Annotated in this window: 12 protein-coding genes; 7 read left to right on the top strand and 5 right to left on the bottom strand. The window is 72.3% G+C overall.

What is annotated here, in order from left to right; genetic code table 11:
• Nucleotides 1-133: 133 nt before the first annotated feature.
• Complete coding sequence (locus ABTZ17_RS31170) at nucleotides 134-337, bottom strand: cold-shock protein (protein ID WP_352199131.1); 204 nt, start codon at nucleotides 335-337, stop codon at nucleotides 134-136.
• 210 nt (nucleotides 338-547) lie between these two features.
• Between ABTZ17_RS31170 and ABTZ17_RS31165 the strand changes: the two genes are divergently transcribed.
• Complete coding sequence (locus tag ABTZ17_RS31165) at nucleotides 548-3,127, top strand: DEAD/DEAH box helicase (RefSeq protein WP_352199130.1); 2,580 nt, start codon at nucleotides 548-550, stop codon at nucleotides 3,125-3,127.
• Between the two features lie 111 nt (nucleotides 3,128-3,238).
• Here the strand turns inward: ABTZ17_RS31165 and ABTZ17_RS31160 are convergent, their stop codons facing one another.
• Nucleotides 3,239-4,423, bottom strand: coding sequence for an FUSC family protein (locus tag ABTZ17_RS31160; RefSeq protein WP_352199129.1), 1,185 nt, complete (start codon nucleotides 4,421-4,423; stop codon nucleotides 3,239-3,241).
• A 349-nt stretch (nucleotides 4,424-4,772) separates the two neighbouring features.
• On the opposite strand from ABTZ17_RS31160, the gene ABTZ17_RS31155 reads away from it, so the two are divergent.
• Nucleotides 4,773-5,264 carry a hypothetical protein gene (locus ABTZ17_RS31155; RefSeq protein WP_352199128.1) on the top strand — a complete coding sequence of 164 codons (492 nt, stop codon included), beginning with the start codon at nucleotides 4,773-4,775 and terminating at the stop codon, nucleotides 5,262-5,264.
• Here ABTZ17_RS31155 and ABTZ17_RS31150 read toward each other — a convergent pair.
• Together ABTZ17_RS31150 and ABTZ17_RS31145 are read right to left on the bottom strand one after the other, a co-directional pair.
• A complete protein-coding gene (locus tag ABTZ17_RS31150) occupies nucleotides 5,236-5,580 on the bottom strand; it encodes an STAS domain-containing protein (protein WP_352199127.1) in 345 nt (114 codons plus the stop codon). The genes ABTZ17_RS31155 and ABTZ17_RS31150 overlap by 29 nt on opposite strands.
• A gap of 229 nt (nucleotides 5,581-5,809) precedes the next feature.
• On the bottom strand, nucleotides 5,810-8,566 hold the full coding sequence (locus ABTZ17_RS31145; RefSeq protein ID WP_352199126.1) for a hypothetical protein: 2,757 nt from the start codon (nucleotides 8,564-8,566) through the stop codon (nucleotides 5,810-5,812).
• A 397-nt stretch (nucleotides 8,567-8,963) separates the two neighbouring features.
• Between ABTZ17_RS31145 and ABTZ17_RS31140 the strand changes: the two genes are divergently transcribed.
• Nucleotides 8,964-9,935, top strand: a complete 972-nt coding sequence (locus tag ABTZ17_RS31140) for a LysR family transcriptional regulator (RefSeq protein WP_352199125.1) — start codon at nucleotides 8,964-8,966, stop codon at nucleotides 9,933-9,935.
• Between the two features lie 42 nt (nucleotides 9,936-9,977).
• On the opposite strand, the gene ABTZ17_RS31135 is transcribed toward ABTZ17_RS31140, so the two are convergent.
• Nucleotides 9,978-12,281: an MMPL family transporter gene (locus ABTZ17_RS31135; RefSeq protein ID WP_352199124.1), complete on the bottom strand. Its 2,304-nt coding sequence runs from the start codon at nucleotides 12,279-12,281 to the stop codon at nucleotides 9,978-9,980.
• 175 nt (nucleotides 12,282-12,456) lie between these two features.
• On the opposite strand from ABTZ17_RS31135, the gene ABTZ17_RS31130 reads away from it, so the two are divergent.
• From ABTZ17_RS31130 to secD, 4 genes are all read left to right on the top strand, one after another.
• Complete coding sequence (locus ABTZ17_RS31130) at nucleotides 12,457-13,629, top strand: sensor histidine kinase (protein ID WP_352199123.1); 1,173 nt, start codon at nucleotides 12,457-12,459, stop codon at nucleotides 13,627-13,629.
• Nucleotides 13,604-14,266, top strand: coding sequence for a response regulator (locus ABTZ17_RS31125; RefSeq protein ID WP_352199122.1), 663 nt, complete (start codon nucleotides 13,604-13,606; stop codon nucleotides 14,264-14,266). The genes ABTZ17_RS31130 and ABTZ17_RS31125 overlap by 26 nt, the downstream gene beginning before the upstream one ends.
• Nucleotides 14,267-14,454: 188 nt before the next feature.
• Entirely contained in the window at nucleotides 14,455-14,832 is a 378-nt protein-coding gene (locus ABTZ17_RS31120) for a hypothetical protein (RefSeq protein WP_352199121.1), read from the top strand.
• Between the two features lie 99 nt (nucleotides 14,833-14,931).
• On the top strand, nucleotides 14,932-17,343 hold the full coding sequence (gene secD, locus ABTZ17_RS31115; protein WP_352199120.1) for a protein translocase subunit SecD: 2,412 nt from the start codon (nucleotides 14,932-14,934) through the stop codon (nucleotides 17,341-17,343).
• Nucleotides 17,344-17,436: the final 93 nt, after the last annotated feature.

Below are 17,436 nucleotides of genomic sequence, written 5' to 3'. Positions count from 1 at the left end.
TGGGGTCCCTCGGGGGGTGTTGGTGTTTTGTTTTGGTGGGGTGTTGTTCTTTCCCCCCGTGTGTGGGGGCGGGTGCCCCCGCCCCCCGGGGGGGGGGGGGCCCGCTCGGCGGGCCCCAACCCGGCAGCGGTGGCTAGATCGCTCGGACCTGCTGTGCCTGCGGGCCCTTCTGTCCCTGGCCGACCTCGAACTCGACCCGCTGGCCTTCATCGAGAGAGCGGTAGCCGCTGCCTTGGACCTCGGAGAAGTGCACGAACAGGTCCGGACCGCCACCGTCCTGCTCGATGAACCCGAACCCCTTCTCGCCGTTGAACCACTTCACACTGCCCTGAGCCATCGCCGGGTACTCCCACATCGTCTCAATCGCCGTCAGGATGACGGTCCCGGCGATCCTCCCTCGCGTGCGGGCCTAAAGGCCATCCGGAACACTCGTCCGAACGCCGCGGGCAGCATCCGGGTCGTGTCGCGATTGTCATGGTGATGCAGTGCGTAATATCACGAGAACTGTGACACCCTGGAACTCTGAGGACCAGGCTTTTCTGATTCCATGGGGTATCGAATGCACAAGCCGGGCGACACCGTACTCCGGGCGCATCAGGAAGAGGCTGTCGAGGCCATCGTGCGCGGCCTGGAGGTCCCCGCGAGCGGGGTCCCGGAGGGTGGACTGCGGGCCACGGTGGTGGCCGCGTGCGGGACCGGGAAGACCGTGATGGCCGCCGCCGCCGCTCTACGGGTGGCCCGCGGGGGCCGGATCCTGATTCTCCTCCCGACCCTCGACCTGCTCGCCCAGACCATCGGAGCGTGGCGAGCCGCAGGGCATCACGGGCCCGCGGTCGCTGTGTGCTCCCTCTCCGATGACCCTCAGTTGTCGACCTTCGGAGTGCGCTCGACCACCTCTCCCCCACAGCTCGCCCTCTGGCACGGCCGCGGTCCCGTCACCGTGTACGGGACGTATGCCTCATTGCCGGTCGTCGCCGAGGCGCATCAAGGCGTCTACGGGCAGAAACTCGACCCCTTCGACCTGGTCGTCGTCGACGAGGCACATCGCACGTCCGGGGCGGTGGGGAAGGCCTGGGCCGATGTTCACCGCCAGGACGTCATCCCGGCGCTGCGGCGGCTGTACCTGACCGCGACACCGCGGGTATGGGCCGACCGACCCCCACAGACCCCCGCTCAGCAGCGGATCACCGAGGCGGCACGGCGGATCGAGCAGGGAGAGGAGAGGGCCAAGGCCGCGGCCGAAGGGCGCGCGTACACACCGCCGGGGCCGGTGCGGGACCGGTTGACGAAGGAGCTTGCTTGTTCGATGGACGACCCGGCCGTGTTCGGGCCCGTCGTGTACGAGCTCCCTCTTTCGGACGCCATCGCACGGGGGCTGCTGGCCCGGTACCAAGTCGTCGTCGCCGAACTCACCGACCCCGTTGTCACACCGGATCGGCTCTACGGAGCCGGACGGAGTGACGAGGAGCTCCGGGGGCAGCGGCTGGCCGCCGTACAGACGGCGCTCCTGGAAACCATGGCCGAACACGCCCTCCGCACCACGATCACGTTCCACCACCGCACCATCGAAGCCGAAGCCTTCGCCACCGGACTCCCACGCGTCGCCGCCCGACTCCACGCCGTCGACCCGGACCGGCACCCAGCTCCCGAACGGGTGTGGACCGGGTGGTTGTCCGGACAGCACGACGGAGCGCACCGGGCTGCCGTCATCGATGCCTTCGGGCGCCGGCGCGGGGGCCGGGCCGTGCTCGCGAACTGCCGGGTGCTCGGCGAAGGCGTCGACATCCGCGCGGTGGACTCCGTGGCCCTCATCGACCCCAAGGGCTCCGCAGTCGACATCGTCCAGGCCGTCGGCCGGGCCCTCCGACAGACCCCCGGCGAGGGGAAGCTCGCCACCCTGGTCGTGCCCGTGTTCCTCGGGCCCGACGAGCAGCCGGAGGAAATCCTCACCTCGAATTCCTACGGTCCTCTCATCCGGGTTCTGGCCGGGCTCCGGGCACACGATGAACGAGCCGTCGAAATGCTCGCCGTTCCCCAAGAAGCCCAGAGGAACGTCGTCACACCGTCGCGGTCGATCGGTGAACTCCCGCCCGACGGGGAGGGGGAAGGCGGGGCGGAGCCGCGGCTGCTGCTCCGGTTCGCCGCCCCACGCGACCCGGCCCTGATCGCGAAATGGATCACTTACCAAGTACTCGACACCGAACACACCGCCTGGCGGCGCGGTCTGGATGCCGCGATGCGGTACCGGGAACGGGAGGAACACCTCGACGTCCCCTACGAACACCTCGAAGGCCAGTACCCACTGGGCAGGTGGCTGTCCGACCAGCGAAGGAACTACCGGGCCGGGGCGATGCACGAAACACGCGTCTCCGAACTCGAAGGGCTCGGGGTCGTCTGGGACGTCACGGACGCGGGCTTCGAGGCGAACCTCGCTGCCGCACGAGCCTTCCACGCCGTCCACGGCACGCTCGCGGCACCACGGCACGCCGTCGCACTCGACCGGGCCGTCGGGCAGTGGCTGACCAACGTCCGCAGGGCAGGCGGACTCGGGAAGGACGCGGCGCGGGCCGAACGCCGGGCGCACGCGCTGGCCGCAATCGACCCCGACTGGAACCCGGGAGCGCTCGGGTGGACCGTCGATTGGCAACGCCACCACGCCTACCTCACACAAGCACTGGCCGCAGGTGCCCGGATCGAGGAAGTGGTGCCGGGGGTGACGTGGCACACCGAAGACATCGGCCGGTGGCTGGCCACCCAACGACGCGACTACCGCAGGTTGAACGACGAGCAGCGGGCCCGACTCCGGGCGCTCGGCGTCTCCCCCGCACCGCCCCCGGCATCCGTCAGGACGGACGGTGCCGGGGGTGGTGCGGGGACCAGCGTCGAGGCGGAGACCGGGCCCGGAGCCGCCGCGTTCCGACGAGGGCTCGCCGCACTCACCCAGTACCTGGCCCGGGAGGGCACGATGGTGATCCCTCGCGCCCACATCGAGCACCTTCCGGGTCCCGACGGGAGCGTGGCCCATCGGACCGGGGTCTGGCTCGCCAACCAACGTCAACGCCGGCACACCCTCACCCCCAGCCGTCTGGCCGCCCTCGCCGACCTCGGCATCACCTGGGCACAATGAGGCGGGGCCGGCACAGGCACGACCGGATGTTCGGGGCTACGGGGGGGCGGGTTCCGCTCGTTTCGTAGCCTGGCCGGCGTGGCCGTCCACCATCTCGTGGGCGGGGTCGTGTCAGGTGAAGGCCGCGTGGTGCGGGCCGAGGTCGGGGTCGAGCTCGTGGAGCATCTTGCGGGTGTCCTCCAGGATCCCGGCGGTGCACAGGGTCTGCCAGCGGCCGTAGGCGGACGACTGGCCGATGGCCGTGGCCAGGAAACGGGCCTCGGCTTCGCCCAGCAGCTGCCGCAACTGCTGGGGGGCCGTCTGCGGATCGGCTGTACCGGCCGGCCCGTCGGCCTTCAGGTGACGGTCGGCGATCTCGGTCAGGACGAGGGCGAGGGAGTGCAACACGCGATCGAGGCCCTCGGGCCGGGGCGGGGCTTCCAGTGGCTTGAGCGGGGAGTCGGGCTGCTCCCGGTGCAGGGCCGGGGGGCGTCCCTCGCGGTAGGTGAGGTTGTACAGGCCCCGGGTGATGCCGCGGAGCTGGTGACCGACGTGGTCGAGTGCCGTGGCGGCTTCGGCGAGTCGGGCGACGGCGGCGGCTCCGGTCTTCCTGCGCCAGCGGGAGGCCTCGTGGGCCTGGCGGACGGCGGACCTCACGGTGTCGAGCCGGACGCTCAGGCGCCGCGCCTCTCGGACCCATCCGGCGGCCGAGGCCGGCCAGGCTTCCTCGGGCAGGTCCGTGGCCACGGACGAGAGCAGTGCGGCCATCTCCCTGGTCAGTAGGCCGATCTCGGTCCGGGCCTTACGGGTGAAGCCGGGTGAGGGGACCAAGAGCGCGGTGGCGGTGCCGACGAGAACTCCGAGCACGTTCTCCTCGATGCGTGCGGTGCCGTACCCGAGGTGCTCGCTGCTGGAGACGACGAGGATTCCGGTGAGGGCGACCTGATGCATCTGCGGGCCCAGGCGCATGAGCCGGCCGGCGAACATGCCGAGCAGGGTGACCAGGAGGATGGTCACCAGGCCGTTGCCGCTGAGGGCCGCGACCGCCGCTCCCAGGAGGACACCCGCCACGATCCCGGCGGCACGCTGGAATGACTTCAGCGCCGTGGCGTGCGGGGTGACCTGGGCGACGAGCACGGCTCCGGTGGGGGCCAGGCCGGGCTCGGAGAGATCGAGGACCGAGGCGGCCACCCACCAGGACAACCCGGCGGCGAGGACGGTCTTGAACACCATCACCCCGTCCCCGAAGCCGGCCACGGACCGCTCGCGCAGCCAGGCCAGGAGAGCACGGGGCAGGTCGCGTACGGGAGGTGTCATCGAAGGGCCTTCGCGGGGGTCGTCCTGGTGCTCGTTCGGCCCCACTGTCTACCGTCGCACGCGGAACCCACGCAACGCCGGCCGCCTTGGTCCCGTCACATGCACCCCGATCGGCCCAAGCCGGTGACGAGCCGTCGGCCCGGGTCGCTGCGGTCCGTCCGGATGAAGGGGCGCGGAGGTCGGTTCAGGAGTGGATCCGGGTGCGGGCGGTGCGTCAGGTCCCCGGGCGGGCGGACCTGGCCGCCAACCGCTTGTCTCTGCGCGGATTGCAGTCGGTCGCGGTCCGGCCCTGGTCTGACCGGCTGAAACGTGGTGGCGTCGGGACTTGGGGGCGTGTGAGGGTTCCGGCATGGGCAACTCCACGGCGTATGCCGTTTTCCGTACCGGCGACGCCGCCACCGCATACGCCAAGGCCAGGCAACTGTGCGCGCTGTTGTCATATCCCGAGGATTTCATCTGGGTCTCCGCCGAGCTGTTGACCGTGGAGGATGTCCGGCGGATGGCCGCGGTCCTGCCCGAGGCGAGGTTCGGGCACATGGGGATACGCACCGGGCCCGAAGGCGAGGATCTCTGGTTCGACCTCGATGTCATGACGGCCGACGATCGCGCGCTGGAGCCACACCTGCCCCTGGAGATCGTGGCGGAGCACGTCCCGGCGGAGTTGGCGGACCGGTTCGTGGCTGGTGACGGCGGGCATGTCGGCCGCGCTGATGGGAGGAGTGGGCGGCAGGACGTGAGGCCGGGCCGAGGAGTGGAAGTCGGGGGCCGCATCGGTGGAGGTTCGGGTGGGACCGGTAGCCGCCTACCGGTGGTCAGGGGTAGGTGGTGGGGGCTGTGGTGAGGGTGAAGAGGGCGTCGGCTCCGGTCATCCGGAGCAGGCGGAGGAGCTGGGGGTTGGGGGCGGCCAGGCTGAGGGTGATATTGGTTCGCGCGGCACGTTTGCGGGTGACGAGGAGGACATTGAGGCCCGCGGAGCCGCAGAAGGTCAGGGCGGAGCAGTCCACGACCAGGGTGGCGGGAACGGGCGGTCCTGTGAGGGCTGCGTCCAGGGAGCGGGCCAGGGCGGGCGCGGTGTCGAAGTCGATCTCGCCCGTCACCGCCAGTACGCAGGTGCCGGCGGGCGCGCCGCGGCGGCTGATGCGCAGACTCGTGTTCACGATGGCGCTCCCTTCCGAAGGCGGGCCCGCTGAGGGTACCTCCGACCGGCGCACGGGCGACCCCGGAGGGTTTCGTTGTCGGGTCCGTGCGGGGAGTGACAGCGTTCGCGCACTCGGGAGCGTACGGTCGCGCTCCGCGGGCCGGCGGCCTGCGGAGCGCGAGACGTAGCGTTCGTCGACGGGTCTGAGCAGCAGGCCCGTCACGAGAGTGTTGCGTCAGGGGCCGGTGTCAGCCCAGGGGGATGGTGTCGATCACGCGTTGCGGGATCGTCCATGCCCCCGCGGTTTCGGCCGTCACCGTCCGACGGCCTTCCTCGACCAGCCAGACGGTGGATGCGTCCGGCGACTTGATGCGCGTGCCGTCGGCGATTCTGGTGGTGAGGGCCGTCCAGATACGGTTCGGCACGACCTGCAAGGGTCGGTCGGCGTAGCCGCTGGCGTTCAGCTCCTCGATGTTGGCGAACGTCACCTTCGCGCCCCCGACGATCGCCGCCTGACCACTCGAACCGGCATCCTTGATGCGCGTGCCGTCGGCGATTCTGGTGGTGAGGGCCGTCCAGACGCGGTTCGGGACGACCTGCATCGGGCGATCGGCGTACCCGCTCGCAGTGAGCTCCTCGATGTGGGCGAACGTCACCTTCGCCCCTCCGACGATCGCCGCCTGACCACTCGAACCGGCATCCTTGATGCGCGTACCGTCCCCGATGCTCGTGGGCAGGGCGTCCCATACCCGGGCCGGGACGACCTGGCGGGGTGTGGTCCCGTAGCCGGCGGCGTCGCGTTCCGCCCCGGTGTGGAAGTCGACGCGTGCGCCGCCGATGACGGCCGCTTCCGATGTGGCTCCGCTCTTCGCCAGCCGTGTGCCGTCCGCGATGCGCGTGGGCAGGGCGTCCCACACCCGGGGCGGCACGATCAGCAGGGGCGCGGCCCCGTAGCCCGCGCCTTCCAGCTCTTCCATGCTCTGGAAGGGGACCATCGCTCCACCGACGACGGCGCCCTGGGCCGTGCTGTCGCTCCGGCCGAGCAGGGTGCCGTCGGCGACCTGTGTGGTCATGGCGTCCCACACCCGGGCGGGAACGACCTGGCGGGGCTTGTCGCCGTAGCCGGCGGTGTCGCGTTCCCATTCGTTGTGGAAGTCCACCCGGGCACCACCGATGACCGCGGCCTCCGAGGTGGCACCGCTCCTCGCCAGCCGCGTACCGTCCGTGATCGTGGTGGGCATGGCGTCCCACACCCGCGCGGGGATGACCTGGCGGGGCTTGTCGCCGTAACCGGCGGTGTCGCGCTCCCCCTCATTGTGGAAGTCCACCCGGGCACCACCGATGACCGCAGCCTCCGAGGTGGCACCGCTCTTCGCCAGCCGCGTACCGTCCACGATGCGCGTCGGAAGGGCGCTGAAGGCCCGGCCCGGAATGCCCCGTACCTTCGAGGCCCAGTCCGTGCCGAAGCCCGAGTCGATCACCTCCTGGGGGCCGGCGAAGTTCACCCTGCCTCCGCCCATGATGGCGGCCACGGGGGTGGAGCCCAGCGAGCCCTGGATGAGGGTGCCGTCCTTGGGGATGGTCGGGAGGGTGTGGAAGTGCCGTGCCGGAATGCCCTGGACCTTCGAGGGCCAGTTGCTGCCGTAGCCGGAGTCGATGACCTCCTGGGGGCTGCCGAACGGGATGGCCGCTCCACCGAGGATCATGGCGACGGGCGTCGAGACGCCGTTCGCGGCGCCCTGCACGAGGGTGCCGTCCGCGGGGATCGCCCCGAGGTTGTTGTAGCTACCGGGGGAGATCGCCACGACCTTGCGGGCCCAGTCGGCGCCGTGGCCGGAGTCGATGACCTCCTGCGGGCTGCCGAAGGGGACCAGCGCGCCGCCGACGGTCGCCGACACCGGCAGGTCGGTGGGGCCGGCCTTCGCCTGCACGAGTTGGCCGTCCGCCGGCAGGGTGTTCATGTGGTCGCGCGCGTCGACGGACCACGACGACACCTTGATCGGCGTGCCGCAGGTGACGGGGGAGGCGCAGGTCTCCTGCCAGAGCGGGGCGCCGCCCACGAAGAGGTGGATCCGGCCGCGCTGGTCGATGACGGTGGCCCCGTTCCGCGGGGTGGCGGGACCGGCGTTGATGACGGCCTGCGTGGTGGGGCGGGGCGTGGTGGTGCAGATGCCGTCGCCGCAGGTGGCCTGCCACACGGGTGCGCCGCCCACCATCTTGTAGACGCGACCGGTGTCGGTGGTCGACAGGAGCGTGCCGTCGGCCAGGCCGTGGACGGACGTGACCGGTTGCGGGCCGGTGGGAGGCGCGGGGGTGCCGCCCGGCGGGGGTGCTCCACCGCCGCCTCGGCGGCCTCGCCCTTCAGGCGGGCAGTGGGTGCCGGCGGGGCCGGTCCACACGCACATCGTCTCGGCGATCGGGATCTTGGCGGTGCGGAAGGACGGCGTCTTGTTGCCGCGGCACCACAACACCCCCATCCAGTACCGCAACTCGATGTTCGCGGCCACCTCGTAGAGGACGAACAGGTTCGTCACGAACGGTTGGAGGTGGATGTACGAGCCCGGTGGGACGATGGGTGAGTACTCGTCCGCCTCCGTCGTCTCCTTGACGACCGTCTGCGACCAGCCGGCCTCCAGGGCGACCTTGACGACCTTCTCGGCCTCGACGGATCCTCCGACCGAGGTCTGCACGCTCAGGGAGATCTTCTCTCCGTACGTGGCCTTCATCGGAATGGCCGCGTTGGTTCCGTTGTAGGTGCTCTTGATCCTTCCGGCCGGGGTCGTGTCGGTGGTGCGTCCGAGCAGCCGGAGGGTCAGCGCCTGCCGCAGGTCATCCGGCGTGCACGGCAGCCAGAATCCGAGAGCGGCGGCCCGGCCGGCAGCGGCCTTGGGTGCGTTCGGTGTCGGTGCGGCTGCCCCGGCCGGAGTGGTCGCCGTCGCCAGCAAGGTGACGATCCCGGTGAACAGAGCCACCAGGAGCGCGAGATGTCTGTTCCACGTTCTCATTGAATTCCCCGTATCGGACCCCGATGGGGTCTCGGTGCTGGACCTGCTCGTCGTCGACCGCGTGCTGCGCTTCCCGCGTGACGCGGAGGGGCCGAGCAGCCCAAGAAGTCGCCCTTGTGACAGGGCGAGTACGTCCACCGGCCGCCCTCCGGGCAGCCGTGGACACCGCTGTGCCACCCCCGTTCCCCCGATTCCCCCGTGGTCCCGCCCCCGCCCCGCTCCGCCGCTCCCGGGATCCCCGCGGTGCGTGCCTGCCCCGGCGTTCGAGCGCGCGGCATGCGCGCGCCGTCCGGGGCGGCAGGTCAGGAGCAGAGGCAAGGTCAGCTTGCACGGCTCGAACTGCGGCTGTCAGCAGGCCACTTATTCGAAAGACGAGTCGATCGATAACATCCGGCTCATGACTCCTGGTCAAAGCGCTGACACCCGTGGTCCTGGTGCTGGGGCGCCGGGAGAACCGAGCGTCCACCAGCTCCGCCTGTTCCTGACCCTCGCCGAAGAACTGCACTTCGGACGGGCCGCCGAGCGGCTGTTCATCAGCCAGTCGGCCCTCAGCCAGCAGATCCGCGACATGGAGAAGCGGCTGAGGACGCCGCTGTTCGCCCGTACCAGCCGGATCGTCGACCTCACGTCGGCGGGGCGGGCGCTGCTGCCCGACGCGCGCCTGGTGATCGAGGCCACGGAGCAGCTGCGCCGCACGGCTGCGGCGCAGTGTCGTCAGAGCGACGGCCGGCTCGTGGTGGGCACGGTCGGCGCGGAGGCCGCCATGCCGCACACGCGCGCGGTGTTGCGGGAACTGCACGACCTGCAGCCGCAGATGACGGTGCAGCTGGTCGGTCTGAACATCGTCGACCACATGGCCGGCCTCGTCCGGCAGGACATCGACGCCGTCTTCCTGCGGCCCCCCGTCCCGGAGGGCATCGAGCTGGAGCAGCTGGCGACCGAGCCGCGGGTGGTGTGCCTGGCCGCCGACGACCCGCTGGCGGACCTCCCGCACCTCACGCTGGCCCAGCTGGAGGACCGGCCGGTGGTCGACGTACCCGCGCAGGTACCCCGGACGTGGTGGAACTTCTGGGCGGTCGATCCGCGTCCCGACGGCACACGCGTGCGGTACGGGCCCGTCGTGACCGACATGGAGTCCCTGCTGCACACGGTCGGCCAGGGCGAGGCGGTGTGCTTCCTCCCCGAAGCCGCGAGGACGTTCTTCCCCCGGCCCGGCATCCGCTACCTGGACGTCCTCGACCTGTCGCCGTCGACGTGCGCGCTCGCCTGGCTGGCGAAGCGCCGCGCGGAACCGACCGTCGCCGCGATCCGGCAGGCCGCCCGCTCGGTCGCCCGACGGGCCCGGGGCGACCACGCGCGCCGGCCCTGACCCACCTGGCGGCGGCCCGGAGGGGCGACCGCCCACCGTGGGCTAAGGGCTCGACGGGTGGGCGCCCGTCCGGGGGCGCGGGGGCTCGGTCGGCTCGGTCGCCTGCGCTTCGGTGTCGGACGGGGTGTTCGTGGCGGGGACGGTGGGGGGAAGGAGTCGATGGAGCCGTCGGGGGAGCCACCAGTTGGTTCGGCCGAGGAGGGTCATGGTCGCCGGGACGAGGACCATGCGGACGACGGTGGCGTCGATGAAGACGGCGGTGGCGAGGCCGAGGCCGAACATCTTGGTGGAGGGGTCGTCGGCGATGGCGAAGGACAGGAAGACCGCCACCATGATGAGGGCGGCCGAGGTGATGATCCGGGCGGTACCGGAGACGCCTTCCACGATCGCCGTGCCGTTGTCGCCGGTGCGCAGGTATTCCTCGCGCACCCGGGCCAGGAGGAACACCTCGTAGTCCATGGACAGCCCGAACAGGATGGCGAAGAGGAACATCGGGATGAACGACACGATGGGTACCGTCGTTTCCAGCCCGATGAGCGCGCCGCCCCAGCCCCATTGGAAGACGGCGACCATGATGCCGTAGGCCGCGCCGATGCTCAGCAGGTTCAGCAGCACCGCCTTCAGCGGGACGAGTACCGAGCGGAAGACCAGGACGAGCAACAGGAACGACATCGCCAGTACGGCGGCGACGAGCATCGGGAGGCGTTCGCTGGTGCGGTGGCCCACGTCGGACAGGCTCGCGGTGGCTCCGCCGACGTGGGCCTCGCCCGGGCCGGGACCGACGGCCGCGGGCAGCACCTCGGTGCGCAGTCGGGTGATGGTGTCGGTGGTGGCCTCGTCCTGGGGGCTGGTGGTGGGGAAGACGACGAGGGTCGCGATGCCGGTGGTGGGGTCGATGTGGGGCGGGGCGACGGAGGCGATGCCCGGGTCCGCCCGGACCGTCGAGGCGAGTCGGTCCGGCAGCCCCCGGTCGCCCGCGGGGTCCGCGGCGATGACGAGGGGGCCGTTGGTGCCGGGGCCGAACCCCTCGGCGACGAGGTCGTAGGCGCGGCGTTCGGTGCGGCTGTGGGGCAGTGAGCCGTCGTCGGGCAGGCCGACGCGCAGACCGAGGACGGGGAGGGCGGCGGTCAGGAGCAGTCCGGCCGCTCCGATGGCGTACGGCACCGGGTGCAGGCAGACGTGGCCGATCCAGCGCCGCCACCCGGTGGCGGAAGCGGGTGTGGGGGTCGCCGTGGTGTCCCGTCGGGGTGCGGGACGGCCGGGGCGCGCGTCCCGCAGCATCCGGGCGATCCGCCCGGGGCGGCCCAGGCGGGGGCCGGCCGCGCCGAGGAAGGCCGGGAGCAGGGTCACCGACGCGCCCACCATGATGAGGACGACGAGGGAGACGGCGAGGCCGCCCACCGTCATGAACGGCACGTTCGCGACGGCCAGGCCGAGGATGGAGACGACGACCACGCCACCGGCGAAGACCACGGGTCTGCCGGCCGTGGCCACCGCCCGGCCCGCCGCCCCGTGGGGGTCGAGACCGTGTGCGAGGTACTCCCGGTGCCGGGCGAGGACGAACAGGGCGTAGTCGATGCCCACTCCGAGTCCGACCATGCTGCCGAGGACGGGGGCGAAGGTCGGGACGTCCGTCGTCCCCGCCAGGACCGTCATCGTGGCGACTCCGATGGTGAGTCCGAAGACGGCCATGCCGATGGGCAGCGCGGCGGCGACGAGCGACCCGAAGGCCAGGAAGAGGATCGCGGCCGCGGCCAGGATGCCGATGAGCTCGCTCGTGCCCCCGTCGGCGTCGGAGAAGGCGTAGAAGAGGTTTCCGCCCATTTCGACGCGCAGGGGCAGTTCGGCGCGCAGCCGGTCGCCGAGACCGACGAGGGCGTCGAGGTCCGCGGCCGAGAGTCGGCTCTGGTCGGGATACTGCACGCGCACGACGGCGATCCGTCCGTCGGCGGACACGAGGCCGCCGCGGACGGCGGTGTCCGCGCGTGCGTCGAGCGCGCCCGCCGGGTCGGTCGTGCCGAGCACGTGCGGCAGGCGTCGTACCTCGGTCTGCACGCGCGCGAGGGCGGTGCGTGCGCCGCTGTCGTCGAAGAACGTCGCTCCGCCGTCGAGGGGGGTGACGACCACTTGGGCGGTCATCCCCTCCTGGCCCGTGCCGGCCCGTGCGATCAGTTCGGCGGCCCGTTGGGAGTCCAGTCCCGGCGCGGTCATCGAATCGGCGGTCCGCCCACCGAAGGCGACCGCTGCGAGGACGGCGAGCACGGCGGCGAGCAGCCATGTGGCGATCACCCGCCGGGGATGGCGGGCGGCGCCTGTGCCCAGGCGCAACAGGGCTTTCGAGAGCATCGGGGGCCTCCAACCACCTCGTCGGCCGTCCGTGTGCGGCCTCCGGTGCCGAGACTCCTCGTCACGGCGCTCCGCGACATCGGCTCACGGGCCGCGGATCCGTCGGCCCCGGGGTGGAGCGACGCCCCGTACTTTCGGCCGATGCGCGGCAGCGGGCCGCGCCTACGCTGAGAACGTGCTGAGAGACGACCTGCAAACCCTGTGGACCGAACCCCGACCGCCCGATCCGCCGGCCCGGGTGTGGCGGGACTGGGCGCTGCTCGCCGTGGGTCTGGGCGGTGTGGTGGCGGAGGCCGCCCTGCGGGAGCACGTCGTGTGGCGGCCGGTGGCCGTGGTGTTCGGCGTCTGGCTGTGCGTGCTGCCGCTGTGGCGGAGGACCCGTCCGCTGGCGATGGTCGAGCTGGCGTTCGGCTCGGTGATCCTGCTTCAGGTGGCCACGCTCGTCGCCGCTCCGGGCGAGTCGGTCGGGCTGATCGCCGGCGTGATCGTGCTGGCGCTGGTGTACGCGCTCCCCCGGTGGGGGTCGGGACGGGAGGTCGTTCTCGGCGGCGCCTGGATCGTCGCGGCCTGCACGCTGTCGACGGCCATGGACGACACCCCGGTCGTCGAGAAGGTCGCGGCCTTCGTCTTCCTGCTGGTGCCCGGCGTGATCGGGGCCGCCGTGCGGTTCCGGGGGACGGCTCGGGAGCGGCTGTTGGACCAGGTGCGCTCCCGCGAGCGGGAGCAACTCGCCCGGGAACTGCACGACACGGTCGCCCACCACGTGTCGGCCATGGTGATCATCGCCCAGGCGGGCCGGGTCCTCGCGACCACGGAGCCGTCCGCCGCCGTCACGGCGCTGGAGGGCGTGGAGGAGGAGGGGGCCCGCACGCTGGAGGAGATGCGCGCGATGGTCGCCGCGCTGCGGGACCGGGGTGTCGGCGCCGAGCTGGCACCGCCCGCCGGGGTCGGGGACCTGGAGCGGCTGGTACGGGCCCCGGGAAGTCGTCTCAGGGTGGACCTGGGGCTCGAAGGCGAGCTGGACGCGCTGCCCCCGGCCGTGGACGCGGCCGTCTTCCGCATCGTGCAGGAGTCGGTGACCAACGCGATGCGCCACGCGGTCGACGCGACCGAGGTCGTCGTCCGGGTCTCCGCCGAACGGCACGCGGTACGGGTGAGCGTGCGCGACGACGGCCGGCCCACCGGCCGCGGCCGCGACGGGTACGGTCTGACCGGACTGCGCGAGCGCGCGACCCTGCTCGGCGGCACCCTGCGGGCGGGCCCGGGTACCGACCAGGGCTGGCGCGTCGAAGCCGAGCTCCCGAGAGGAAGGAGCGAGAGCGGTGACCATCCGCGTCCTCGTCGCTGACGACCAGGCCATCATCCGCACCGGGCTGCGCATCATGCTCGACGCCCAGCCCGACATCGAGGTGGTCGGGGAGGCCGCCGACGGGCGGGAGTCGGTGCGCCTGGCCCGTGAACTGCGTCCCGACGTGTGCCTGTTCGACATCCGGATGCCCGTGATCGACGGGCTGGAGGCCACCCGGTTGGTCGCCGGCCCCGGTGTCGCCGACCCGCCGGCCGTGGTGGTCATCACCACGTTCGACCTCGACGAGTACGTCTACGGCGCTCTGCGGGCGGGGGCCCGCGGGTTCCTCCTCAAGGACACGGGCCCGGACCTTCTGGCGCAGGCCGTGCGGTCGGCGTCCGACGGGGAGGCGCTGATCGCCCCCAGTGTCACCGTCCGTCTGCTCCGGACCTTCGCGGACCTGCCCGCCGGGCGGCCCGTGAGCCGGCCCGTCTCCCCCGTCACCGCGCGCGAGGAGCAGGTGCTCCTGGCCGTCGCCCGCGGGCTGACCAACACCGAGATCGCCGACGCGCTGCACATCAGCCTCAGCACGGTGAAGACGCACCTGGCGAGCCTGATGGCGAAGCTCGGTGCCCGCAACCGGGTCGAGATCGCGATGTGGGCCTACGAGACGCGGCGCATCCTTCCCGGTACCTGAGCGCGGAGGGGGGGCGGGGTCCGGGCCGCGCGTCCGTGGTCGCGTCGCCGTCCGCGTCCCCGTGGATCGGGATGCGTGGACGGGATGCGTGGCCGGGATTCGTGGAACGGTTCGGGGGCGCCCGTACGTTGATCCAGGCGGGGCCACGCCGTGCGCACCCGACGAGCGCCGTGGGGACGGGGGGAAGCGTGCCGCAGCAGAGCCGTTCCGCGCGCCTGGCCGTGTCCGCGCTGACCCTCGTCGTCGCGGTCCTCGCCCTGTTCGTCCCGATGACCGGGCCGCAGGGCATCCTCCTCCCCTCCGACAGACCGCTGTCCCTCCACACGGTGGCAGGACACGCCGGGCAGGGTGCCGGTCCGGATGACGTACCGGCGTTGCGGCTCGCGGTCGCGCACCGGCACGACGCGCACCTGCCGGGCCCGCAACCCGCGGGATCCGCCGGTACGGCCGTGGACACGGTCCCTCACGGCGTCTTCGGCGGGCCCGCGACGGACCCGCCCACCGCACTCGCGCCGCCGCGGCGCCCTACCGGGCCGGCCGCCCCGCGCGGGCCGCCCGCCCGATGAGCACGCAGACCTTCATCGACGCCTGACCCCTCCGCCCCGGCGCGCCGCGCCCCGGTGCGGTCAGGCGTCCCTCCGACCTGCCCTCATCGTGGAGTGCCCATGCCTCGCGCACCCTTGTCCCGTCCGCCCGCGTCCCACCCGCCCTCATCCCGCGCACCCTCGTTCCGCGCGCCCTCGCCCCGACCGCCCTGGTGGCGGGCGATCGTCGCGCTGGTGGCGGTCGGTCTGTCCCTCTACGTCGCGCTCACCCAGTCCGTCCGGCTCGGCCTCGATCTGCGCGGCGGCACCCAGATCGTCCTGGAGGCCCGGGACTCCGCCACCGTCAAGGCCGACGCCGCGTCCACCGATCGCGCGCTGGAGGTCCTGCGCCAGCGCGTCGACGCCCTCGGCGTCTCCGAACCCGGTATCGCCCGCTCCGGCGAGAAGCGGATCATCGTCGAACTGCCCGGGGTACAGGATCCGCGCCAGGCGGCCGAGGTCATCGGCCGGACCGCGCAGCTCACGGTCCACCCGGTGACGGGGACGACGTCCGACCCCGGCTCCGCGGAGCCCCGCCCGGACGGATCGCGCACCCTGCCCGACCCGGACCGGCCGGGCGCCCACCTGCGACTGGGTCCGACCGCCCTCACCGGCGAGGGGATCAAGGACGCCGAGGCGGTCCTGGACCAGCAGGCCCTCAACGGCTGGATGGTCTCCCTCGACTTCCGCGCGGGCGCGGACGACATCTGGGCGAAGCTCACCGCGGACGCGGCCTGCGCGCCCCAAGGAGCCCCGGAACGGCGCGTCGTCATCACCCTCGACAACAAGATCCTCTCGGCGCCCGGCGTCACCGCGGACGTGGCCTGCGGAACCGGCATCACCGGCGGCTCCACCCGGATCAGCGGCGACTTCGAACGTTCCGAAGCGCACGAGTTGGCGGCGCTGGTGAAGGGCGGCGCACTACCGGTGCCCCTCGACGTCGTCGAGCAGCGCACGGTGGGCCCGACGCTCGGCGCCGAAGCCATCGCGGCGAGCACGTGGGCCGCGCTCATCGGCATCACCCTGACCGCCCTGTTCATGACCTTCGTCTACCGGCTCCTCGGCGCGCTCGCCGCGGTGGCCCTCGTGCTGTACGGCCTGATCTCGTACGCCGCTCTGGTGGCGCTCGGAGCGACGCTCACCCTGCCGGGGCTCGCCGGGTTCGTCCTGGCGATCGGCATGGCGGTGGACGCGAACGTCCTGGTCTTCGAACGGGCCAGGGAGGAGTACCTGGGCGTCCGCTCCAAGGACCTGGCCAAGCCGGTCCGCACCGGCTTCGCCAAGGCGTGGAGCGCCGTGATCGACTCGAACGTGACCACGCTGCTCGCCGCGGGGTTGCTCTTCCTCTTCGCCACGGGCCCGGTCAAGGGCTTCGGGGTCACCCTGTGCGTGGGCGTCCTGGCCTCGATGCTCACGGCACTCGTGATCACCCGGGCGCTGGCGGAGTTCGCCGTCGCCCGCGGCTTCGTACGCGAACGCCCCGGCCTGACGGGCATCGCCTCGACGGGCCGGGTCCGCGCGTGGCTGTCCCGCCGCGAACCGAACCTGGTCCGACACCGTCGCCGCTCGCTCGGCGTGAGCGCGCTGCTCGTGGCGGTCGCCGTCGCGGGCATCTTCTTCCGCGGCCTGGACTTCGGCGTGGAGTTCACCGGCGGCCGGCTCGTCGAGTACGGCACCAGCAGGCCCGTCGACGCGGACACCGCCCGGAAGGCCGTGTCCGACGCGGGGTTCCCGCGCGCGGTGGTGCAGGAATCCGGCGACGGTGACATCACCGTGCGCACGGAGAAGCTCACCGACGACGAACAGCGGCGCGTCCAGGCGGCCTTGGAAGAGCCCGGCGGAACCGTCACCGTCGAGCGTGACGAACGGATCGGCCCGAGCCTGGGCGGCGAACTGCGGCAGAAGGCGCTCCTGGCCTTGGGCATCGCGGTGGCCGCCCAACTGATCTACCTCAGTGTGCGCTTCCGCTGGACCCTGGCGACGGCGGCCGTCACGGCCATGGTCCACGACGTCCTGCTCGTGGTGGGCCTGTTCGCCTGGACGGGCAGGCCGGTGGACAGCGTCTTTCTGGCCGCGCTGCTCACGGTGATCGGCTACTCGGTGAACGACACGGTGGTCGTCTTCGACCGCGTCCGGGAAGCGCGCCGCCGGAATCCGCGGGGCGACCTCGCGGCCACGGCCAACCAGGCGGTGGTCCGCACGCTTCCCCGCACGGTGAACACGGGCATGGGAGCCCTGTTCATCCTGACCGCGTTGGCGGTACTGGGCGGCGACTCGCTCGCGGACTTCTCCGTGGCCCTCATCGCGGGCGTCCTGGTCGGCATCGCCTCGACCGTCTTCACGGCCGTCCCGATCGCGATCGCCCTGGAACACCGCAACCCGCCCCCGGCCCCGTTGGCGCGGGACCGAGGCACCGGGGGCGGCGCCCCCGGCCGGCACGGCCCGTTGGAGGCGCGACGGGCCGAGGGGAGGAGCACGGGCGCGGTCGTCTGAGGCCGGCGAAGCACACCGGTGGGTGGGTGGCCCCCGGTTGGTCCTCGTCGACGCCCGCAACGGCGTGGTCGAGCAGACCCGCCGGCACGCGGC

Origin of the sequence: Streptomyces sp. NPDC097619 (genome assembly GCF_040302735.1) — a bacterium.
GTDB lineage: Bacteria > Actinomycetota > Actinomycetes > Streptomycetales > Streptomycetaceae > Streptomyces.
This window is presented reverse-complemented; position numbering and strand designations above follow the sequence as displayed.